Below are 22,800 nucleotides of genomic sequence, written 5' to 3' on the forward strand. Positions count from 1 at the left end.
ATTTATTTTTGATCGTAGGCCTGCTTCAATTTCTGGATGTCGATCTTATCCATCTGCATCATGGCTTGCATGACGCGTTGCGCCCGTTGTGGATCTTTGTCTTGCAACATTTCACCCAAGACAGGGGGGATGATCTGCCAGCTCACACCGAATTTGTCTTTCAGCCATCCACACCGTTCTTTTTTTCCTCCCGCCGAAAGCTTTTCCCACAACGTGTCGATCTCTTCCTGTGTGTCGCACTTTACAAAGAACGAGATCGCCGGCGAAAAAGTAAACATCGGACCACCATTTAAGGCCATGAATTCTTGTCCCTCCAAAATAAAGGTGGCCGAGATCACGGTGCCCTTCGGTGCAGGCGCTCCTTCGCCATAGCGGCTCATGTTCACGATGCGGGAGTTTTTTAATGTGGATGTGTAAAAGTTAACAGCCTCTTCTGCGTTGCCGTCGAACCAAAGAAAGGGAGTGATTTTTTGCATGTTGTTGATTTTAGGGTTGAAATATTGGATGGTGGTTCAATTGATCGTACTGGAAATACAAAGCCGTTCCCTCCTCTGCAGAGCGATGGTTTTTTTTTATTAAGATGACGAATTTTTTGATGGATGCGGTCGGCCTTTGCCGCAAAGTGGGTTAGTGTCTCAAGGCTCCAGCGTGAATTGTGCTTGAAGGGTGTGTGGGTTGAAAGGAACGGATCCGTGCTCGTGTACGATCTTCCATTTTCGTTGAATTTTTTTGAAGCCGGTGGTAGCGCGCATCCAGGTTTGTGCTGCCGGGTGATCTTTGTCAGTGGCGATCAACCGGAAGATGTAATGGGCTATGGCCACGTCGTTGCCGGCATGAATGACCAGGTCTTTGATCTCCACCTGAAAGGAAGGAGGGAAAAACGGCAGGCAAGCTTCCCAAATGTGCCGCCACGCGATGGCGCCACGAACCTGGAGCGGCGGCTTCACATCAAACAGGACCGCATCGGATGCGTAGTACGCTACCATGCTCTTTACGTCTTTGTTGCAAAGGGCTGCCATAAAATCGTCGATCGTCTTCCGGACCGCTGCCTTGTTGTTGACCGTCTTTTTTGGGGCCGTTATTTTTTGTTCCATGCCGGTTGCTTTTTTGTCGTCAACAAAGATAGCACGACCGCGCGGCCGCGAGCGTAAAAAAGGAGCCAACTTTAGGGGCATTCCGGACAAAGACTTAAATTCGCTGGATACGCTCGCCCCCATGAAACGGATCGGACTTTTGTTGCCATACGACTACCAGCTCTTCAGCGTCGCCACCATTCTCGACGTACTGGGCACGGCGAACCGTATTTGTGAGCGCCAAAAGAAACAAGTCCCTTTTGTCGTCACGGTGGTGCAACTGCCCGAGCAGATCCTGCAGCAGGGTTCCGATTTTCACGGGCATCCCGTGAAGTCGATACATGCCCGGACTTCGTACGACATCGTACTCATCCCTGCATTCAGCCTGCACGACAAAGCCACCACGATGCAAAAGAATCGGGCGTATGTTCCCTGGCTTCAAAAACAATTTAAGACCGGGGCGGAGATCGCGAGCTTTTGCACGGGTGCTAATTTGTTTGCCGCGACCGGTCTCCTCAACGGCAAGCTGGCCACGACACACATGGATGCATGCCCTGACTTGATCATCGATTATCCATCTGTGTATGTGAAGCCGGGAAGGACCATCACCATCGACGAACGTTGTTATACGAGCGGGGGCGCCACTTCATCTTTTCATTTGTTGATCTTTCTCATCCAAAAGTATGGTGGGAACGAATTGGCTGTGCGCATCTCCAAGATCTTTTGCATCGATCTCAACCGCTCGCAACAAAGTTACTTCAGTACGTTCCGGCCCGACTATTCGCACAGCGACGAGCTGGTGAAAAAGATCCAGCGCAACATGGAAGAAAATTATTTGCACATCACCACCGTGGAGGAGATCACCAAAGACCTCCCGGCGAGCCGCAGGAATATCGTGCGTCGTTTCAAGCAGGCCACGGGCGTGCCACCCATCGAGTATCTGCAACACATCCGCATCGAGAAAGCCAAGCGACAACTGGAGCTTTCCAACCTCAACATCTCGGAGATCATCAACGAAACGGGCTATACCGATCCCAAATCGTTCCGCAAGATCTTTGTGAAACTGGTGGGGATGACGGCCTCAGAATACCGCAATAAACTGGGTATTAAATAACCTATTCCCATCTCCAGCCCAAAAGCATTTTTCCCTCTCTAACGATTTGTCGCCATACAACACGGCTCATCGACAATACTGTAGCGTCCCACTATTCCGGCATAAAAAATGACTCATTAGGTCGTTAGTATCTTAAACCTCGGGGGTTTGAGTACATCTAAGTGCAAGGTTGCGTCGCACGAACCACGGAGGATCCTGTCGACGAACCGCGAATTTGACTCTCTAAACGACAAAATGACATGCAGCGAAACTTTGTAGCCCTCTTCATCGCCCTGGCCAGCGCGTCTTTTTTTTGCTGTTCCAGCCACGACAATCTCAGCAAGGCGGAGCGAATTCAAACACAAGCTGTGGCACGTTCTTCCCAATATGTGTATCGCAGTGGACACGTCAACTGGTCGAAAGGCTACAACCCTGTGCCCCCCGCGAACCGAACGGTTTGGGTGCCCGGCAAATGGTATAAGACTTCACAAGGGAAAGTCTGGGTTCCCGGTTATCGGAAATGAGCTTCGCTCTGATCCCCAGGGCAACACTCCAAAAGAGAATTTTCACCCCGGCTTGAATTCAAGCGGCCGTGTTGTCGGTGTGCATTTTCTTTGTGCGTCCTGTTCAAATGAAACCTAACGCATTTCGGGCTATACGTTCGGACGACAGCCCATTGTTTTTTGCCGCTGTGGGATTTTAAAGTATAAGAAAAAATATTTTAAGCTATATTCGAAGGTCACTCCACGCTGCGGATGAGTGAACCTTGTCATGCACGAACGATATTCGACTTTCGGTACCTTTCCTCAAAACAAATCAATAGGACGGCACGGCTACGCATCTATAATTTTCCAGGCAATCATTCTTTGCATCTTTTTTTTCCACGCGGGCATCGCTGCTCAGGCACAAGCGAATGACGTATCGCTGCCGCTCATTTCGGATCTTAAAATATATCAGGACATTCCGGCTTTGTCGTTGACGGATTCTGTCCGCAGGAGAACGATGCGTACGACGCTTGCCGCGGAAGATCCACGCTCTCCGGAAGTGGGCTACACCTTTGCCACGACCTTCACGCCAGACCATGATGGTGTTTGGAAACACTACAGACCGGGCTATAATACCTGGTTACTAAAAATCAACTCGCCCGGAGCGTATGGCCTGGCGGCACTATTGGCCGATGTGCATTTACTTCCGGGTGAAAAAATATATGTCTACAACCTGAACAGTATGCGCACGCTGGCCAGCGACAACGTGCCGAACACCGGCGTATGGATCACCAATTTTTTGAAGGGCGATGAGGTTGTCATCGAATTTGATGTGCCGGTGAGCAACGCCAAACGCGGCTCCTTTACGATCGCCGGTATTTCGCATGCTTACCGTGACGTTTTTACAACCCCGTCCACCCCAGGCCAACCCGTTTCGCGCACACAGCAGGAGGATACTTGTTATCCTTGCCTGGAAGGAACGTTCTGGCAGGACGATCGCCGGTCCGTGGTCCGCATACTGGTCTTTCGGAGCAATACGGCCGTGGTTTGTACGGGCGCCCTCGTCAACAACGCCGAGCGCAACCAACGGCCTTTTGTGCTGACGGCACAGCATTGCATCGGCAGTCAGTTCGATGCCAGCAGATCCATCTTCACGTTCAACTATGAAGACCTGCTTTGCGACGGCCGTTCGGTCAGCGAGGACGATGCGTTGGTGGGGGCTTCTTATAGAGCTTCCTTATATGAACATGATTTTTCATTGCTGGAATTACAGACCGTGCCGCCGTTGGGTTTTAAACCCTATTACGCGGGCTGGGACATCGCCGACAGGGGATTGGATCATGTGAGTTGCATTCATCATCCGCTGGGAACACCGCGGAGAATTTCCCTTAGCAATGCCGCCGTTACACCCGGCGATTTCGAGACACCCTCCGGGCAACCCCGGGCATCCGATGGATTTTGGCGTGTTGGCAAATGGGACTTGGGTGTGACAGCGGGGGGGTCGTCGGGCGCGCCGCTTTTTAATCTCGATCATCACATCATCGGCAGCCTGGCCGGCGGGGGCTCGACGTGTAACTATCCCTATAACGATTTCTTTCAACGACTGTCGCAAAGCTGGACGCCTTCATCCGAACCGGACCAGCAGCTGAAATATTGGCTCGACCCGCGTTCATCGGGCATCCAAACATTGGAAGGGTTTGATCCCTATGAAGCACTCAACGTCAGTTGCGACACCGCTTCAAATTTTTCGAACACCGAGACGATGGGACTCATTCCATACCCTTCGGGCAAGGGCTATTTTTCGGGCTACAACTCCGATGGCATTGAGTCGTATGCCGAGCGGATCCCGAACGACGGTAAAAAACTTTTGACCGGCATCACGCTCCTCACCAGCAGTCTCAATGTGCATGCACCGGGCGGCGTGGTCGTGTCGGTTAACTCGGGTAAAAACGGTTTGCCGGAAGGCACGGATCTTTTTCAAACCTACATCCCCTACATTCAGATGTCACCCGAAGTGAATTATGTGGGGCTTCATCCTTACCTGGAAGTGGAGGGCGACTATTTTATTACGTACACGATGGCCTACTCCGAAAAAGACACGTTTGCGCTTGCCCAGTCGCCATGGCGCGCACCGGCAAGCAACACGGCATTCGTGAAACTTGGTTCGGGATGGGCGCCCATCACGCAAATTAGTCCGGGTGGCATGGGTGCGTCCCTCGGCATCGAAGCAATGGTGTGTTCCGTATTGCCGTCGGGGCCGCCGACGGCCGCCGCGACGGAGATTGATCTCTATCCCAATCCAACATCGGCGGCGATCATTGCCCGGCTCCCCCTGAGCGACAATGTACCGTTTGACGCGGCCGTATATAACCCCCAGGGAACGTTGGTCGCCACCTACGCGCAGTCGTTCGACAACAATCTGGTCATCTCCACCGAAGGCTGGTGCTCGGGGCTATACATTCTCAGAGTGTCCACGTCATCCCAAACCTATTCGGCCCGGTTTGTAAAAAACTAGTGTCTAGGCCAACGGATAGTCTACTGTTTTTTGCAATCACCCAGTTAATGATCGGCAAGAAAACCATCCAGGATCCGGTTGAAGGCTTCAGGTTGATCCAGTTGTGTCCAGTGGCCGGCGTGGTCGATCACCTTGAAATCCGCGGTCGGAAGTTGGGATTGCAGTGTGCCGGGTTGTTTGCTTTCGGCGCCGGAGACCACGAGCAGCAAAGGACCTTTATATTTTTCAAGCCGGGGCAGCGGGTCAAACGCGAACAGACCTTTTATGATGCTGATCGTTTCATCTTTCGGGATGGCCTTAAAGTCTTTGGTCACCGCTTCGGCAACTTCGGGGCGCGACTCGGTGAGCAATTGGTGCATATAGTCATCCATCACTTTCTGATAGGCCGGCGACTCCAATGCGGTGGTCACCTGTTCGGAAATTTCCGCCGGTGTTTTGCCCGGGGTTCCCGATAAAAGCAATGCGGCAACACGTGCGGGATGTTGACTCGCGTAGGCCACCGCGGCATGACCACCCATGCTGTGTGCCACGAGGATGAAGCGATCCAGTTGAAGAACATCGACCACCGCCGCGATGTCCTGGGCGAGGTCTTGGGGCGCATACTTCAGTTCACGGGGACGTTCCGATTGGCCGTGGCCTCTAAAATCCAAGGCAATGGCACGGTAATTTTTGCGAACATGGTCGAGTTGATTTCTCCAGTGTTCGATGCTGCCACCAAACGAATGAACAAATACGATGGGTGTTTTTCCTTTTCCGCCGTCGTCGATGTGCAATGTTCCCACAGGTCCCAGAAGCTGATGAACCGGTTGTGTGGTTTCTGTTTTCCGGACATTCCGCTCCCGATGTTTTGGAGTAGACTTATTTTTTCCGAGCGTCTGCATAAAATTTCTATTTTGTCGTTTTTGATGGAGTCAAGACAAGAGTGTTCCATGCCGATTTTTATTGATGGCATGAGTTCTTCCCGTGAAGGAATGCATGGGGCTTCATTTTTTTAACAGCGGTGCCGGCAAATTGTTCCGCACCATCGGTACCCGGATATTGTCCATCCTATTCCATCTAAGGGGCCTTGTAGGTAACAAAGTCAATACCCACCCCGTTGGGGTCTACCACGGCAAAATGGCGATCGCCCCAGGGTTCGTCGCGGAGTTCGATCGCGATGGGAATGCCGAGCGATTTGATTCGCCTGAACTCTGCGTCTACGTCCCTGACTTCAATGGTGAAGAACATGCCCGCTCCCTGGAATGCCGGTTGAAAAACCGGTTGTTGCGTAGGGTGATTCGGGAGCAGGAACGCGACCGCCGGGGTGTTGTCGGGAGCGTGCATCAGTATATAAAAATCGTTTTCAAAGGCGACGCTGTATTTCAGCACGTTGGTGTAGAAATCTTTTGATTCCTTCAGCTTTGGCGTAATGATGCCGACGTTTACTTTCATGGCGGTTTGGGGTTGGCCTTGCGTGGAGAGGGCGGCGAGCATTCCCAGGATTCCCACCAGCACGCCCACAATCAGAATCAGCTTTTTCATGGCAATGGATCTTTTTTGTTCGATTTACTCCATAAAGAAACAAGGCCTGCCTGACAACGGTATGTCAGCAGTATTTCAGGAACGGAAATCTTTTTGATCTTTTTTCGAAAAAAGCCTTCCAGGGGTTGTCCCGGGCCTACCAACAACGCATCAACCTGACAGACAACACCCGCGTCGGATAAATCCCGTCCGTGCGATCCCACCAGCGAGTGACATGCCCGGCATCGGTTTGGTCGAATAACGGCACGGAGCCGGTCTATTCTTTTCTTCTTTGAGAATGAGATTCCGTGTAAGGCCACTATGAAAAAAATGCTCACCCCCCTTTTGGTGTTGCTCGGCGCTGCCGTGGGCGCGCAGCAAATGACCATCCCAGCCCTGGAAGCAACGCCGATCGATCAAGCGCTAAAGATCGACGGATATTTTACCGAGGACGCCTGGATGAACGCGAAAGAAGCCACTGGTTTCTGGACCAATTTTCCGGCCGACACAACTTTGGCCAAGGGACAGACGGTGGTTCGTGTTCTGTATGACCATGATTTTGTGTACATCGGTGCGGTGTTGTACAATCACACGTCTGTCGGCCGGTATGTGGCGTCGTCGTTGCGCAGGGATTATCCGTTTGCGGAGAACGATGCTTTTGGTGTGATCCTGGATACCTACCGCGATCAAACGAATGGTTATGGTTTTTACGTGAGCGCCTATGGCGTGCAGCGCGAGGAACAGATCTTCGCCGGCATCACCACCGACGGCACGTGGGACACGAAATGGTACAGCGCCGTGAGCCAGGATTCCGCGAGTTGGTCTGTGGAGATGGCCATCCCCCTGAAGTATGTTCGGTTCAAAGAGGCCATGAACGAGTGGAATATCAATTTCGTCCGCAACGATATTGCCGCCAACGAGCGTTCATCGTGGGCACGAGTGCCGAGAAATTTTTCCATGATCAACCTGGCGTATCACGGCACACTGGAATGGCCCGAACATCTTAAAAGGGTAAAGAAAAATTATTCCATCATCCCCTCGCTCACCTATGCCGCCAGCCAGACCGCCGATGACGCCATTGGCACGCACGCCCGGCTCTCGCTGGATGGAAAAATTTCGATTACGTCTGCGCTAAACCTGGACGTCACGATCAACCCCGATTTTTCCCAAGCGGAAGTGGACCAGGTTCAATTGAACATCACCCGTTTTGAGTTGGTGTTTCCGGAGAAACGATTTTTCTTTATCGAGAACAGCGACCTCTTTTCACAATTCGGCATTCAGCAAACGGGTACGTCTACCATCCGGCCGTTCTATTCCAGGCGCATCGGGCTGCAATACAATGCTGCGCGCAGCCAGTGGGAGCGGACCCCATTGCTGGGCGGATTGCGGCTGAGCGGCAAGATCAACAAGAACCTTCGCGTGGGCGCGATGAGCGTGCAGACCGACGCATTGGATACGCCTGCAGAGCAATCGGGCGCGACGCTGAAATTTCCGAGTCAAAATTATTCCGTGCTGGCCGTTCAACAGAAAGTGTTCTCGCGATCAAACATTGGCATCATCGTCGAGAACCGCCAGGCGATGAAACCTGATTCTGTCGCCCGTTTCAGTTTTGACCAGCGTAACTACAATCGCCTGATCGGCGCGGAATATAACCTGGCCTCGGCCAACAACACCTGGACCGGGAAAGTGTTTACGAACTACACGTGGGACCATCGCGATAAAATCGCCAACGCACAGGGCGTCTGGCTTTCGCGTAACACGTTGCGGAGTGCAAGTTATGTGGGCTATACCAAAGCGGGAAAGGAATTTCAGCCCGACATGGGTTTTGTTCCCCGCAACAACTTTTCAAATTTTTATACGGAAGCCGACTATAAATTTTACACAAAAAAACCGGCGGCCAAATTGAACTTTGTCGCGCCGATCATCCACTATGATATTTATCTCGACTCGCTGGGTAAAAAGACCGATCACCAGTGGCGCTACGGATTGTATGTCACGTTCAAGAACACGGCTTATTTCTATCTGTTAGGCTGGAACGAATACACACGCCTGACTGCGCCGTTTAACCCGGCGCAAACTGAGGGCCCCATGTTACCGCCTGGATCGGTGCATCGCTATGCTGCCGTCAGCTTGTATTATGAAACCGATTTCCGCAAGAACCGGTTTGGGACCTTGTGGATAAAGACCGGTCAATACTTCAACGGAAATTTTGTGCAGGTCACGGTCAACCTAAACCAGAAGGTTCAGCCGTGGGGCACCGTAGGGCTGAACGTCGACTTCAATCGCATTCAGTTGCCAAAGCCTTATGCCAACAACACGCTGTATGCCATTGGACCGAAAGCAGATATTTCCTTTTCAAAATCTTTGTTCTTTAACACGATCGTGCAATACAACAATCAAAATGAAAATCTCAATGTTTATGCCCGTGTGCAGTGGAGGTTCCGGCCGCTGTCGGATTTTTATATTATCTATACCAATAATCATGACGTCAATCCCTGGCTGAGGCGCGACCAGGCGCTCACGGCCAAGCTGGTGTATTGGCTCTGATGCTATGGGTTGAAGGTATTTGGAATGGGTAAATAAAGTTGTTGAATTAAGCCCCTTCGCGCGACCGGCAATACCGAGGATTTTGCTATTTTAGACCTCTTTAAAATGTGAACCTATGCCGCACATCGACCTGCCAAAAGAATATCCCGGGATCCGGAGTTTGTTTGTTTATCGCCCGGAAACCGCCGCCCCGCTCAATGCACTCGTGCAAACCCTGCTTCACAATCCCCATCCCAGTCTGAGTCCCGGTGAGCGGGAGCTGATCGCTACCTATGTCTCCAGTTTGAACACCTGCAAATATTGCGCAACCGTACACGGCGCCATTGCCAAGCATCACCTGAAGAACGCCGACATTGTTTCGGCGGTGAAGGTCGACCCCGATCAAGCCAACATCAGTGATAAATTGAAAGCCTTGTTAAAGATCGCCGCCAAAGTTCAACTGGGCGGCAAGGAGGTCAAGCCCTCCGATGTTGAAGCGGCTCGGAAAGAAGGTGCGACAGACATCGAGATCCACGACACGGTTTTGATCGCCGCCGCCTTCTGCATGTTCAACCGCTATGTGGATGGCCTGGCCACGTGGGCGCCCGACGATCCGGAGGTGTACGACCGAATGGGTAAGCAACGGGCCGAGGAAGGATACCTTACTCCCCCTTTCAAAGTCCAACCCAATTAATCGTCACCGGTGTCTTCTCATGCAACCTCTATTCGCGCCTGGCGTAACCTGGGCCCTTACGGTTTATGAAACTGAACAACAGACTTCGTCGATACATCAACACGGCATTGATCATTGGGCCGATGACCCTGATCATGGCGTTTGTGGGTGTACTTAGAAATTACGGGTTGGTCTCGGGCTGGATCCTGAAAAGTTTTGTCACGTGGTTGACCATGTTCCCGATCGCTTACGTGTGCGCCTTTTTCATTATTCCCATCGCCAATAGGGTAACATCCAAGATCAACTTCAACGATTGAAAATCGATTTTTGGAAAGATACAGAAGGGAACGCCCGTTCTTTTGTGAGCAAGTGTTGATTTAAGCCTTGACCTTTTTTGCAATCCGGATCAGCAGGTCATGGTTGGCCTTGAGGAAGGCGTTGTTAGCCTTCAACAGTTTGTTGTTCTCGGCCAGGTATCTGGCGTTGGCCTTTAGCACCTTGTTATTTTCCGCGATCAATGCTTTGTTCGCGTTGATGGAGCCTGCGTTCTTTTTGAGGAGACCGTTGTTCGACGTCAACAGCTTGTGGTTTCTGTTCAGGATCTTGTTGTTTGCCGAGACGAGAGAGGATACTTCTGCCATAGGTATGAAAGTTTAGGGATGACTATTTAAATCGATTTGCAAACTACCCGTCACCGCTTTTCTTCGTTATATTGCATTTACAAAATCGAGCGTATTGAAATCTACTATAAAAACCGGGAGAAACATACCGGTTCTCTATTTTTTATTTTTGGTGATCGTGCTCGTGAGCTGGTTGATCTATGTTCAACAGATTGACTTGATGTCGTTGTACGGACGGCGATGGCCTGCAGCCCTCACGATGATCTTCGGATCATTCATCGCGGGCTCGAGTCCCGAAGGCAGCGCGGCTATTGCCTACCCGGTCTTCACGCTGCTGCTGGACATTGCCCCACCCATTGCGCGTAATTTTGCATTTGCCATTCAGAGCATCGGCATGACCTCCGCTTCATTGCTCATCCTGGGTCTGCGGATCAAAGTGGAGTGGAATTATATTCGCTTCGTAACGCTCGGAGGTGTTTTTGGATTGGTCTTTGGAACCTACCAGATCGTGCCTTTGGTGTCGCCGGTGATGGCGAAGCTTTTCTTCGTGTCGCTATGGCTCAGTTTTGGCGTAGCGCTGTGGATCGAGAACCGACACCCCGCCCGTCAAGTGTTCGACGACATCCAAAACTTTAGCAGGAAAGATAAAATCAACCTGATCCTCTTCGGCTTTGTGGGGGGCATCATTTCCTCGCTCTTTGGAACGGGGATAAATATTTTCACGTATTGCCTCATGACGATCTACTACCGCGTGTCCGAGAAGGTAGCCACACCGTCGTCGGTGATCATCATGACCATTGAAACGCTTTTGGGATTTTTTATCCACGCGCAGGTCATCGGCGATTTTCAACCCGCCGCTTTCGAGATGTGGATTGCCTGTGTCCCCATCGTTGCCTTTTTTGCCCCGCTGGGAGCTTTTGTGATCAGCAAACTTCCCCGGAAGCGCATAGCACAGTTCTTGTACTGTATTCTCGTCGTCCAGTTTTTTGGCGCGATGCTGGTGATCAAACCTTCGCTGCTCCAACTCCTCATGTGTGGCATCGTGCTGGCGTCGGGCCTTGCCATTTTTACCTACCTGGCGAAGCTGCGGAGAACGGTGAAAGTCTAGCGTCCGCCTCATCCTAATCCAAATCAGATGTCAACCGGGATTAGCTTTCAAAATCATCCTGCATAAGGCAGTCCTCCTTTTGAGAAGGCACTGCTTCTACTTTTAAAAAATAATCATATTGCTATTGTGTAAGTACTTGCTTACATATATATTTGTAAGCAGATACTTACATATTATATGGAAACCCGACGGGATGTTTTTCACGCCATTGCCGATCCGACGCGGCGCGAGATCATCAACCTCATAGCGGCCCGGTCGCTAAACCTGAATGCTATTGCCGGAAACTTCGACGTGAGTCGCCCGGCCATTTCGCAGCACATCAAAGTGCTGGTGGAGTGCGGCCTGGTGGTGATCAGCCAGCAGGGAAGGGAACGTTTTTGTGAAGCCCGGCTGGAAAGACTGAGCGAGATCGCCGAATGGGTAGAACCCTACAAGAAATTCTGGAACGCGCGAATGGACAAGCTGGGATTTCTTCTGGACGAATTGGAAAGCAAGCCCAGACGTAAACCAAAAAAACGATAACCTTAAATCATCCGCCTATGAATCTCTTGAAAAGCGCCGGCGCTATTCTTGCCGGATTTATCTTCGTCGTGATCATTTCCACCGCCACCGATCAGGCGCTGGAAAAAACAGGGATCATGAAACAGCCGTTCGATCTCAACCCGGTTTGGTTTATTCTTTTTGTGATTCTTTACCGGTCGATCTATGGCGTTGTTGGAACCTATATCACAGCCAGTCTCGCACCGAGCAACCCGATGCGCCACGCAATGATCAGCGGCTTTATTGGGTTGGCCATCAGCCTTGCGGGTGCGATTGTAATGCGCGAGTACGGACCGGCTTGGTATGCGATTTCGCTTGTTGTGCTTGCGTTGCCTACGGCATGGCTGGGGGGTAAATTGAAAGTAATGAAAAACGCAAACCCCTGATAGCATGAAACAAGACATTGTTGTTACCCGCATCTACAATGCCCCGGTGGAAACCGTGTGGAGGGCTTGGGTGGAACCCGAACTGGTGAAACGCTGGTGGGGTCCGGACCGATTCACGTGTCCCAGTGCAAAGATGGATTTTCGCGAGGGCGGGGCGTCCGTTGTTTGCATGCGGGCGCCGAAGGAATTTGGTGGTCAGGATACCTATAGTGTATGGGTCTACACAAAGATCACCCCGTTCGAACGCATCGAGTTCATTCAGAATCTTTCCAATGCGCAAGGCGTGAAGATGAATCCCGCCGATCTGGGCATGCCTCCCGATTTTCAAGAGGACGTGCGTACGGTGGTGACGTTTAAACGCCTCGGCGCAAATAAAACAGAGATGACGGTGACCGAATATGATTGGGAAGTGGGTGGACAAATGTCGGTATTCGCAAAGATGGGATTGGAACAGTGCATGGACAAGATGGGAGCGATCTTTGTAGAAGCATAGCCCTGTCTTCGCATGTCATAAGCCAGGTTGAAATAGAACGAACGGCCTCTTGAAAGAGGCCGTTTTTATTTTATGGGTGTCACTGTTTCCGTTGACGTCCCACATAATGATCGTCCGCTTTTCCATCGGAGTCAAAATCAAGCACACCGTCGAACTCGGCCAGGTTGTTTTTAACGGTGGTGTGAAGCTTGTAGGTGACACCGTCTGATTCGTTCATGACCAGCGTGTCGTTGGAAACGTGCCACGTGCCGGAGGTCTTGCGGAACAAGCTATCGCTCAGGGTATAGTATTCCGAACGGTAGGTTCCATCTTTATTAAAAAAAGTATGGATCGGCTTGATGTGAAGCATCGCTTCCCAGTTGACGCTGTCGCACACGGTGGTCGCGGTGGAGTCGCTGTTGCCCACGGTGGGCATGGTGACGTTGAGGTAGACATTTCTCCATTCCCCGACGAGGTCATCGGCTAAGGTGTTCCTGGTTTCTTTTGATGCGCAGGAAGGCAACACGAAGAGGCTGAGTAGGGCAAGACGGTTTAAAGCGCTCATAGGTTTTGACGGGTTTGATCAGATACTGAAAATACAAACTTTGCCTATGGAAATAACGGGAATCTTACCGAACCGGAAGTATCCCATCCCTAACCTGCCCCTGTCCTTCCTTAACCGACGAAAAGCGTCCCCGGTCATGGGAAAAGGAAGCCTCGGTATAGTCCAGTGGTTGTAAGTTAAAGCGCGAATGGATAGCGCAACGAGTTTCCACGGACAGGCCTTACACCCAATTTCCCTCCTTTCCCAGTAACTTTTTCGCAATCCATTTTCGTTTCTATAAATATGTTAGATTGCGATTCTATTTATTTCAAGGATCAACGAAAATCAACAAGTCAGAGCCCGGCTTTTTGAATTTCTCAAAGGAGACGTCACGTATGATGCGCAACGGGTTTGTTTTTTTCGCCGCAGGGATGTTGGGCTGGTTCCTGGTGGGGTGTTCGTCGCCCCCCTCGGAAACGGCCGATCCCACCGTCCAAACCCATCTCGATTCGCTGTTGCGAAAAGCCATCCGCAGTACAAACGATTTAAACTTCGAACAGGCGCATGCCGAGCTCACCGAGGTGGTCACCCGGGCGCAGGAACAAGGTGACGCCAAGAACGAGATCCTCGGCAACATCAATATGGGGGCGCTCTATCTGAAATACAACGTGCATGAAGAGGCACTAAAATACTTTCTGCAATCGCTTGAACTCGCCACGAAGTATAAAAAAGACGATCTGCTCAATACCATCTACAACAACATCGGCATTGTCTACGCCGCGAACAACGCCACCGATAAAGCGGTGGAATACTATGAGAAAGCCGTAGAGATCAGCCGCACGCAGGTGAACAAACGAAGACTGGCCCTGAACTATATCAACCTGGGCACGGAGCTCAACCACAAAGGCGACGACAGCCTTGCGTTGGCCTACTTCAAGGAAGCGCTTTCCATTTTCAAAAAGGACATCGACACCCTCAACGCCAGCATTGCCATCAACAGCATCGCCAACCTGCACTACATGCGCGGCCGCTACGACAGCGCCTTGATCAAATACCGCGAAGCGTACGACCTGAACCTGAAGGTGAACGACATGTTCTATCACCCCCAGTATTGTCTCGGTATTGGCAAAACGTTTTCTAACCTCCGTCAATACGACTCGGCCACGTTGTATTTGCAAAAGGCCGTGCAAGGTTTTTTTGAAACATCGAGCACGGAAGACATCGAAGATGCCTACTATTGGCTGGCGCGCACCGCCGAGGCATCGGGCAACACAAACGATGCGCTGAAATATTCCAACCTCACCCTGGCCTGGAAAGACAGCCTGTTGCGCGAAAAGACCAGCAAGTGGATATCGGAGCTGCAGATGCGCTATGAGTTTGGGAAAAAAGAAAACGAGATCGAACAACTCCAGGCCGAAGCCACGCGGCAGCGCCTGTTTTGGATCGGCGTCGTAGTGATCGGCATGGTCATCGCCGCGTTGCTGTTCTTTGCGTTGCGCACGCAAAACATAAACCTGCATCAAAAGAACGTGATCCTGCAGCAGGACCAGGAAGTGACGCGCCTCACACTGGAAAAAAACCGCGTGGAGCGCGAGCAGTTGGAGAAAGACATCGTCGCCACCGAAAAGCTTAACGCCCTGGAACAGGAGCGCATGAAACAGGAGCTCACCTTCAAAGACCGTGAGCTGGCCACCAAAACCCTGCACCTGGTAAACAAGAACGAGATCTTCGACTCCATCTACAAAGTGCTGAACACCATCGACCCGGCCGACGGGCAAAACATAAAGTCACCCCTCGACAAAGCCAAAAAGATCATTCGTGGCAACAACAACATCGACCAGGTGTGGATGGACTTCAAACGGCACTTCGAGGAGGTGCACCCTCGCTTTTTTAGCCAGTTGCTGGAAGCCTATCCGGATTTGTCGCCCAACGACCTGCGGCTGTGCGCCTACCTGCTCATCGACCTCAACTCGAAGGAGATCGCCCAGATCTATAACATCTCACCCGAATCCATCCGCAAGAAAAAGCAACGTTTGCGGGAAAAGCTCCACCTGGAAAAAGACGAGGATGTGAAAATTCTACTAAAGCGCTACAAGACCATATAATCTTGGTCGGAAATCGGTTGGTCACGCCGTTTTTTCTGAAAAATCTCTCAAAAGCCTTCTTTTCCTGTCTTTTTCAGGACGATGTCACACCTTGTCACGCCCCTTTTTAACCAACCGCCCACCCGCCGGCGTACATTTCTGACCAGAGCCTGGAAAAAATTTCATTAACCTAATCCCATAACTCATGAAGAGATTTTTACTCATTTTTCTCTTTGGCGTTAGCGCTGCGGGCCTGAGTGCCCAAACGCTGACCCTTGTCTCGCCCCCCGGACTAGAGGAACCGTATGAGGTGTCGGCGGGAACGCAGGTGACCCTGAAGTTTGAGAGCAATTCGGCTCCGACGACATTTTTCACCTACACCGACCAACCCGACCTGGAATCGGATCCTTATGTGATCGACAGCCGCTGGAAACAGTCCACCGCCATCACCGACAACGGCGACGGAACCTACAGTTTCAGCGTAAACGTGAATGAGCCGCTCTATATCTGGTGCGGCAGCAAAATGGACTTCACCGGCATGTGGCAGTATTCCAGTACCGTGAAAGTGGACATTGCTTCCGGTGTAAAAATCACCGCCGCCGACGGATTCCTTTGCAGCGATCCCGACACCGAAAAGCTGTCCATCACCGGCAGCTACACCAGCTACCAGTGGTATTTCAACAATGCCCCCATCGCCAACGCCACGACCAGCACATACAACGCAACCGAACCCGGCCAATACAAAGTGCAAGTGCCCTTGTCGGGCAAGTCTGTGTTCTCAAACACGTTGCGTGTGAAGCGGGCCGGGGTGAACTTCACGGGAAGCCTCTCCGGAACCACGCTCACGCTGAAGGCCGACGATGGTCTCGCATCCTATCAGTGGCTAAGTGGCGCCACGGCAGGTGCCCTCACACCCATCGCCTCGGCAAACGCCTCGACAAAATCGGTGACGCTGACGGGCACCACGGTGTATTATGCCGTGAAGGCCGTTCAGTCGGGATGTACCATCACCTCGCCGGCGCGCGCCGCCAGCACGATCATCCTTAAAAAGCCGGTGGTTACGATCGACGCTCCGCCCGTCAACGATTTTGGGAAAATTTGTTCGGGCACGCCGATCACGCTTTCGGTCCCCGATCAATACACGAGCTACGATTGGTCCAAAGACGGAGAGGGATGGGCCAGTGGTGTCAACACCCTTCAAACCACTACGGCGTCCGGCTATTATAGTGTGAGCGTGACCACCGCAGCGTGGCCCGAGATCGTACTCACTTCTGATGAAGCAGAGGTCGACTATTTTGCGCCCGAAGCGCCGGTGCTCAGCGGTGTGAAGAACGGAAACTATTGTCCCGAAGAAAATGCGACGGTAACCCTGGTGGACGAAGGGTATGCCTACACCTGGTATAAACACACGGGCTACAACTACACCAACGACGACAAGGTCGTGGTCGATGGCGCGGAGTATGTGTTCACCCTTTCGGAAAATACCAACCTCACCGTGGTGGCCAGCTACCTCGGATGTGAGGCCAGCAGCACCGTATATTTGAAAAGCTACAACGACGTGGATCTCTATCCCTACCTGACCGACTACTCGAAAGAATATTTATGTCCGGGAAGCACGGTCGATATTTCATTCCCCGACGACCTGGTAAACGAATATCAAAGCTTCCAGTGGTACAAACTTTCGGGCGCGGACTATAAAGCCATCAACGGAAAAACAGCGTCCGCCTACACGGCGAACGCCACGGGCAAGTACCTCGTCAAAGCATCACCCAAAACCTGCCCGTCGGTGACGATCACATCGGAAGTGGTGACGGTGCGGGACAACGCCGATCGCAAATTTTACATCGACGCCGACAAGCAGACGATCTGCGTAGGAGAGGAAGTGACGCTTTCCGTTTCTTCGGAGTGGACCAACATTCAGTGGTTGGAAAAGAAGATTGTGTTTGGCGAGAATTCGCCGTATACCGAAACGTATGTGCCCATCAGCAACGCCGGCACCGGCAATACGCTGAAGGTGTCGAAATTTACAAGCTATCAAGTAAAGGCCCGTCACACATCGTGTCCCGCGGCGTTGAAAGCAACCAGCGATCCTTTCCAACTGCTGCCGACGGTGAACCCCAACATCACCACCGACCCGGACCATGAGATTCATCGCTGGCACAAAGCACCCTACGACTCCATAGCCAATTTCCTCTACTGCGATCAGGCCACGCTGGCCTTGAAGTTGCCGGATCAATACAGCTCCTACAAGTGGTATAAGGCGTCTTACAATGGCGATGACCACTATGAGCAGGGAACGCAAATCGAGAATGCCGCTGGAAGCCGGTTGGACATTACGGCGACCGGGGCGATCTGGTACACCGCTATGGTGGAGGAGAACGGATGCGTGGGAGTTTCCGATCCAATCCTGATCGACACCTACGTGCACAACACACCCGCGGTCGAGAGCCGCGACAACGCGGAGTTGTGCAGTGTTGGAGATTCTACGTTGCTGAACAATGCCTTCGCCGGCAACTGGGTGAAGTTCGAGTGGTACAAAGATGGCGTGGCAATTCCGGATTCAGATACCGATAGCCTGTATGCCACCGAGCCCGGCGGCTACATCCTGATGGCCTTCCCCGAGGAGTGTCCGAACATTGGCTATTCGTCGGGCATCCCCGTGGACGTGACGCTGTACCCGAAAGCTACCATTGCAGAAAATGATACCGTCGTGTATGCGCTGCCCGAACAAGGATTCTATGAATTCCAATGGTATTTCAACGGTAATCCCATTGAGAATGAAGAGCTGCCCTGGGTCCTGCATAAAAACAAAATGCAAACCGGCGCCTACACCGTGGAGGTGACGAACCCCAAGGATTGCTCGTCGGTGTCTGATCCCTATATGTTCGTCGTGACGGGCACAGAGGAAAATGTGCGCAACGGTTTCGTAGTCTATCCCAATCCAACGAGTGGCACTTTTAACATCAAGGGACTGGAACCTTCAGCGGTGAAAGCGGTGAGTTTGTACACGACACAGGGAACGCTTGTAGCGGGTTTTGCCGATGTCAAAGCGATGCAGTTCGATGTGTCGTCGCAAGCGCCGGGAGTCTACCTGCTGGAAGTAGTCCTCTTTGACGGTAGCAAACGGCAAACGAAGATCGTCCGACACTAATGATGTTTATGCCCGCGGACGAGTGCTCATCCATTCGTCCGCGAGCATAAATCATAAAAGATCATCCACCTCAAATTTTAATCATTATGAATTTTTCTTCACGTCTATATATCCTTCTTCTCGTGGCCTTCGCAGCGGCCTGCGGCAGCGACGATAAAAATGAACGCTCTGTAGAAGAGCAACAGCTTAGTCTGCTCTCCCAAACCTGGGTTATAAAGCGGGCGGTTCAGAATGTGGATCGCACGGCAGAATTTGAATCACCGGATCTGACGCTCACGCTCTCCGGCGCGTTCGATGCCAAGACACCCAAAGGGCCGTATTCCTATTCCATTGCCGGCAAGCTTCCGTCGCCGAGCCCCTGGTCGAAACAACCCGGCTTGTGGACCTTTGCGGACGACGCCACCAACGTCATTCTCCGCGACGATGGCGTACGCATGCACTACGCCGTCGACGACAAGACCCTGACCCTCACCTTCACGTGCGCCACCTGCAATGTGGATAGCGGTCGAATAGACTCGGCCGAGGGGGATTGGGTGTTTGAGTTTACGGCGCAATAATCAGCAACGGATTGAACGCTTGCATTTTGATCGCCCGGTAGACGGGTGACAGGGTTTCTTTTTTATTTTCTTAACTCCATTCGATATGAATATGATACAACACCGCCATCGAAGTCTGTGGTGTGCCGGAACGCGTGCCGTGACGATGTTGCTCCTGGCCGTACTGCTGCCCCTGACACTTCGGGGTGCCGTTCAACAAAACCAAACGATTGGCATCCAGGGGAAAGTGATTTCCGCCACCGACAAACAGGGCCTCCCCGGCGTGAGCGTCTCCATCAAGGGCACCGCGCAGGGCGCCATCACCGATGTGACGGGAAGCTTTCAATTGAACGCAGATGAAAATGCCACGCTGGTGTTTTCGTTTATCGGCTACATCACCACGGAAGTAGCCGTGGCGGGTCGCACCACCGTTGACGTGACGCTGGAAGAAGACGTGAAAAAATTGGACGAAGTGACCGTCGTCTCCACCGGCTACCAGGAAGTGGACAAACGCCTGTTCACCGGGGCCGTGGTGAACCTCGCCGCCAACGATGTGAAGACTGCCGGCACCACCGATGTGAGCCGCATGCTGCAAGGCAAGGCCGCTGGTGTTTCCGTGCAAAATGTTTCGGGCACGTTTGGTGCGGCACCGAAGATCCGCATCCGCGGTGCCACGTCCATCAACGGCGACAACAAACCGCTGTGGGTGATCGACGGTGTGGTGCTGGAGGACGTCGTGAACGTGTCGGCCGATCAGTTGACCACGGGCGACCCGACCACGTTGATCGGCTCCTCGGTGGCCGGCCTCAACTCCGATGATATCGAGAGTTTCACCATCCTCAAGGATGCCTCAGCCACCGCCCTCTACGGCGCGCGGGCCAAGGATGGTGTGATCGTGATCAAAACAAAGAAGGGCCGTGTCGGCCAACCCATCGTTACGTACACCGGAAATTTTTCCTCTTACCTCAAGCCGTCCTACGACAACTATAATGTGCTGAACTCCGGCGACCAGATGGCGGTGTACCAGGAGATGGAACGCAAAGGATGGTTGAACCACTCCGACGTGTCGCGAAGCCCCAACGGGGGAGTGTACCGGAAGATGTATGACCTCATCAACACCTCCTACAATCCCAACGATGGCACGTTCGGATTGCTGAACACACCCGAAGAACGCGCAGCCTTCCTTTCGCGCTATGCGAAAGCCAACACCGATTGGTTTGGGCTACTGTTCAAGAATTCATTTGTACAGGAACATTCGCTCAGCGTCTCCTCGGGAACGGAAACCTCACAACTCTATTTTTCCACCAGCTACTACGATGACAACGGCTGGACCATTGCCGACAACGTGAAGCGCTACACGATCAACGCGCGTGGCACATTCAAGCTCAGCGACAAGTTGAGCCTCGGCATCCTGGCAACCGGTTCCACGCGAACCCAGCGCGCCCCCGGCACCGTGGCCCGTGAAATGAATCCCGTGCAGGGAGCGTATAGCCGCGACTTCGACATCAACCCGTTCAGCTATGCCCTCAACACCAGCCGCGTGCTCACGCCCTACGACGAAAACGGCCAGCGTGAATATTTCACCCGCAACTATGCGCCCTTCAACATCCTGAACGAGATCGAGAAGAACTACATCGGCGTGAACCAACTCGATTTGAAGATCCAGGGAGAATTGGGTTACAAACTCACGAAAGAATTGCGCTATGATTTTACCGGCGCCGTCCGTCGTGTCACGACCAACACCGAGCACAGTGTGGAGGAAGGATCGAATATGGCCGAAGCGTATCGCGCTGCCAATTCACAGGTGGTCAAGCAAGGCAATAAGTTTCTCTACTATAACCCTGATTACCCCAACGCTGATCCAGTCATTGTGTTGCCGGAAGGCGGTTTCTACAATCGCGTGGACGATCAGATGAATAGTTACTATTTTAAAAACCAACTCAGCTGGACACACGCCATCAACACCATACACACCATCAATGCTGTTGCCGGCCAGGAGATCCGATCCGTGGACAGGCGCAATGCATTCAACAACGGCTATGGCTATCAATTCAGCAAAGGGGGGGTGCCGTTCACCGACTATCGGATCATCAAGCAACTGCTGGAAGGGAACTTCAACTACTTCGGCATGGCCAACACCTACGACCGCTATGCCAGCTTCTACGGGTCCGGCAACTATGCCTACCGTGGCAAATACATTCTCAACCTGGTGGGGCGCCTCGATGGCTCCAACCGTTTGGGAGAATCGAAAACGGCGCGCTGGCTGCCCACCTGGAACGTGAGCGCCGCCTGGAACATTGACACGGAGTCGTTTATGGAATCGTATCGCTTGGTGGATTACCTGACCTTGCGCGGAGGCTACGGGCTCACGGCCAATGCGGGGAATGCAACGAACTCATCCGTGGTCTACCGCAGCGGCACCACACCGCGCCCGTATCTCAATGAAAACGAATCGCAGATCGTCATCGAAAGCCTGGAGAACTCCGACCTCACCTGGGAGAAGCAGTACGAAGCCAACATCGGCATCAACGCCGGTCTCTTCCGGAAACTCTCCATCACGTTCGACTATTACCGGCGCAACCAGTTCGACCTCATCGGCGTGGTGAAAACGGCGGGCATCGGGGGAGAGGCGTATAAGGCGGTGAACTATGCCGACATGAAGTCGCACGGTATCGACCTGTCGATCGGCGCACCCGTCTACAGTCGCAACCACTTTAACTGGACCACCAATTTTATTTTCAGCACCAACAAAAGCGAGATCACCAACCTGAAGAACCAACCGCGCATGACCGATCTTGTCTTCCCCGACGGCGGTGCCATGGAAGGCTACCCGGTGCGGGGTTTGTTCTCTGTGGATTTCACAAAGCTGGATCCCAAAACCGGTGTGCCTCTCTTCATCGACCAGGATGGCAAGGAAAGCTCCAACGTCTACCTGCAGAGTCTGACCACCCAATACCTGAAATACGAAGGCCCCGTAGATCCCACGATCACTGGTGGCTGGTCGAACATTTTCAAGTACAAAGCTTTCACCTTGAACGTGTTTCTCACCTACCAGACCGGCAACAAGATCAGGCTTAACCCCGCATTCAAGAGCGCTTACAATGACCTCGATGCCATGCCCAGGGAATTTCTGGATCGCTGGGCGGTGCGTGGCGATGAACAACACACCAACATTCCCTCCATCGCCGATGTGCTGACGGTGAGCCAACTCGCTTCGTATCCTTACAACACCTACAACTATTCCACGGCGCGTGTTGTCGACGGTTCCTTTGTGCGCTTGCGCACCGTTTCGTTGGGCTACAATCTTCCCGTGAAATGGCTCGGTGCCACCGGGTTCAAAACGGCATCACTCACCCTCACCGGTACCAACCTCTGGCTGATCTATGCGGACAAAAGACTGCACGGCCAGGACCCCGAGTTTTTTAACTCCGGTGGTGTGGCTATGCCGGTGGCCAAACAGATCACCGCGTCCGTGAAGCTAAGTTTCTAAAATG

At 52.4% G+C, this 22,800-nt stretch carries 20 protein-coding genes; 14 read left to right on the plus strand and 6 right to left on the minus strand.

The genetic code is table 11. The annotated features are described in order from the left end of the window. Positions 1-2: 2 nt before the first annotated feature. Together BUB30_RS21095 and BUB30_RS21100 are read right to left on the minus strand one after the other, a co-directional pair. Positions 3-476, minus strand: a complete 474-nt coding sequence (locus BUB30_RS21095; RefSeq protein ID WP_073137926.1) for a VOC family protein — start codon at positions 474-476, stop codon at positions 3-5. A 159-nt stretch (positions 477-635) separates the two neighbouring features. Next, a complete protein-coding gene (locus tag BUB30_RS21100; RefSeq protein WP_073137927.1) occupies positions 636-1,094 on the minus strand; it encodes a YybH family protein in 459 nt (152 codons plus the stop codon). Here BUB30_RS21100 and BUB30_RS21105 point away from each other — a divergent pair. From BUB30_RS21105 to BUB30_RS21115, 3 genes are all read left to right on the plus strand, one after another. Further along, positions 1,093-2,187, plus strand: a complete 1,095-nt coding sequence (locus BUB30_RS21105; RefSeq protein WP_221408769.1) for a GlxA family transcriptional regulator — start codon at positions 1,093-1,095, stop codon at positions 2,185-2,187. The two genes, BUB30_RS21100 and BUB30_RS21105, sit on opposite strands and share 2 nt — an antisense overlap. Before the next feature lie 239 nt (positions 2,188-2,426). After that, positions 2,427-2,690, plus strand: coding sequence for a hypothetical protein (locus BUB30_RS21110; protein WP_073137928.1), 264 nt, complete (start codon positions 2,427-2,429; stop codon positions 2,688-2,690). A 247-nt stretch (positions 2,691-2,937) separates the two neighbouring features. Further along, positions 2,938-5,166 carry a T9SS type A sorting domain-containing protein gene (locus BUB30_RS21115; protein WP_084138288.1) on the plus strand — a complete coding sequence of 743 codons (2,229 nt, stop codon included), beginning with the start codon at positions 2,938-2,940 and terminating at the stop codon, positions 5,164-5,166. A gap of 44 nt (positions 5,167-5,210) precedes the next feature. Here BUB30_RS21115 and BUB30_RS21120 read toward each other — a convergent pair whose 3' ends face one another. Both BUB30_RS21120 and BUB30_RS21125 read right to left on the minus strand, forming a co-directional pair. Next, positions 5,211-6,047, minus strand: a complete 837-nt coding sequence (locus BUB30_RS21120; protein ID WP_084138289.1) for an alpha/beta fold hydrolase — start codon at positions 6,045-6,047, stop codon at positions 5,211-5,213. Between the two features lie 175 nt (positions 6,048-6,222). Continuing rightward, a complete protein-coding gene (locus BUB30_RS21125) occupies positions 6,223-6,687 on the minus strand; it encodes a VOC family protein (protein ID WP_245804146.1) in 465 nt (154 codons plus the stop codon). 309 nt (positions 6,688-6,996) lie between these two features. On the opposite strand from BUB30_RS21125, the gene BUB30_RS21130 reads away from it, so the two are divergent. The 3 genes from BUB30_RS21130 (at position 6,997) to BUB30_RS21140 (ending at position 10,182) form a co-directional block, all read left to right on the plus strand. Then, positions 6,997-9,213 carry a DUF5916 domain-containing protein gene (locus BUB30_RS21130; RefSeq protein ID WP_178377160.1) on the plus strand — a complete coding sequence of 739 codons (2,217 nt, stop codon included), beginning with the start codon at positions 6,997-6,999 and terminating at the stop codon, positions 9,211-9,213. Positions 9,214-9,328: 115 nt separating this feature from the next. After that, positions 9,329-9,886 (plus strand): carboxymuconolactone decarboxylase family protein, encoded by a 558-nt coding sequence (locus BUB30_RS21135; protein WP_073137934.1) that lies wholly within the window; start codon positions 9,329-9,331, stop codon positions 9,884-9,886. 65 nt (positions 9,887-9,951) lie between these two features. Then, the gene (locus BUB30_RS21140; protein ID WP_143165021.1) at positions 9,952-10,182 is read left to right on the plus strand and encodes a DUF2798 domain-containing protein; all 231 of its coding nucleotides are present in this window, start codon (positions 9,952-9,954) and stop codon (positions 10,180-10,182) included. 60 nt (positions 10,183-10,242) lie between these two features. Here the strand turns inward: BUB30_RS21140 and BUB30_RS21145 are convergent, their stop codons facing one another. Then, on the minus strand, positions 10,243-10,506 hold the full coding sequence (locus BUB30_RS21145; protein WP_073137936.1) for a hypothetical protein: 264 nt from the start codon (positions 10,504-10,506) through the stop codon (positions 10,243-10,245). Positions 10,507-10,600: 94 nt separating this feature from the next. Between BUB30_RS21145 and BUB30_RS21150 the strand changes: the two genes are divergently transcribed. The 4 genes from BUB30_RS21150 to BUB30_RS21165 all read left to right on the plus strand — a co-directional run bounded on the left by BUB30_RS21150 (position 10,601) and on the right by BUB30_RS21165 (position 13,012). Beyond that, the gene (locus BUB30_RS21150) at positions 10,601-11,593 is read left to right on the plus strand and encodes a sulfite exporter TauE/SafE family protein (protein WP_245804147.1); all 993 of its coding nucleotides are present in this window, start codon (positions 10,601-10,603) and stop codon (positions 11,591-11,593) included. A gap of 177 nt (positions 11,594-11,770) precedes the next feature. Then, on the plus strand, positions 11,771-12,115 hold the full coding sequence (locus tag BUB30_RS21155; protein WP_073137938.1) for an ArsR/SmtB family transcription factor: 345 nt from the start codon (positions 11,771-11,773) through the stop codon (positions 12,113-12,115). A 17-nt stretch (positions 12,116-12,132) separates the two neighbouring features. Further along, positions 12,133-12,519 (plus strand): hypothetical protein, encoded by a 387-nt coding sequence (locus BUB30_RS21160; RefSeq protein ID WP_073137940.1) that lies wholly within the window; start codon positions 12,133-12,135, stop codon positions 12,517-12,519. 4 nt (positions 12,520-12,523) lie between these two features. Continuing rightward, complete coding sequence (locus tag BUB30_RS21165; RefSeq protein ID WP_073137942.1) at positions 12,524-13,012, plus strand: SRPBCC family protein; 489 nt, start codon at positions 12,524-12,526, stop codon at positions 13,010-13,012. 79 nt (positions 13,013-13,091) lie between these two features. Here BUB30_RS21165 and BUB30_RS21170 read toward each other — a convergent pair whose 3' ends face one another. After that, positions 13,092-13,556: a hypothetical protein gene (locus tag BUB30_RS21170; RefSeq protein WP_073137944.1), complete on the minus strand. Its 465-nt coding sequence runs from the start codon at positions 13,554-13,556 to the stop codon at positions 13,092-13,094. Positions 13,557-13,930: 374 nt separating this feature from the next. Here BUB30_RS21170 and BUB30_RS21175 point away from each other — a divergent pair, with 374 nt between their 5' ends. From BUB30_RS21175 to BUB30_RS21190, 4 genes are all read left to right on the plus strand, one after another. Next, positions 13,931-15,640 carry a tetratricopeptide repeat protein gene (locus BUB30_RS21175; protein WP_073137946.1) on the plus strand — a complete coding sequence of 570 codons (1,710 nt, stop codon included), beginning with the start codon at positions 13,931-13,933 and terminating at the stop codon, positions 15,638-15,640. A gap of 184 nt (positions 15,641-15,824) precedes the next feature. After that, the gene (locus tag BUB30_RS21180) at positions 15,825-18,770 is read left to right on the plus strand and encodes a T9SS type A sorting domain-containing protein (protein WP_073137948.1); all 2,946 of its coding nucleotides are present in this window, start codon (positions 15,825-15,827) and stop codon (positions 18,768-18,770) included. Positions 18,771-18,856: 86 nt separating this feature from the next. After that, positions 18,857-19,327 carry a hypothetical protein gene (locus tag BUB30_RS21185; protein ID WP_073137950.1) on the plus strand — a complete coding sequence of 157 codons (471 nt, stop codon included), beginning with the start codon at positions 18,857-18,859 and terminating at the stop codon, positions 19,325-19,327. An 85-nt stretch (positions 19,328-19,412) separates the two neighbouring features. Beyond that, a complete protein-coding gene (locus BUB30_RS21190) occupies positions 19,413-22,796 on the plus strand; it encodes a SusC/RagA family TonB-linked outer membrane protein (protein WP_073137952.1) in 3,384 nt (1,127 codons plus the stop codon). Positions 22,797-22,800: the final 4 nt, after the last annotated feature.

Source organism: Chryseolinea serpens (genome assembly GCF_900129725.1).
Lineage (GTDB): Bacteria > Bacteroidota > Bacteroidia > Cytophagales > Cyclobacteriaceae > Chryseolinea > Chryseolinea serpens.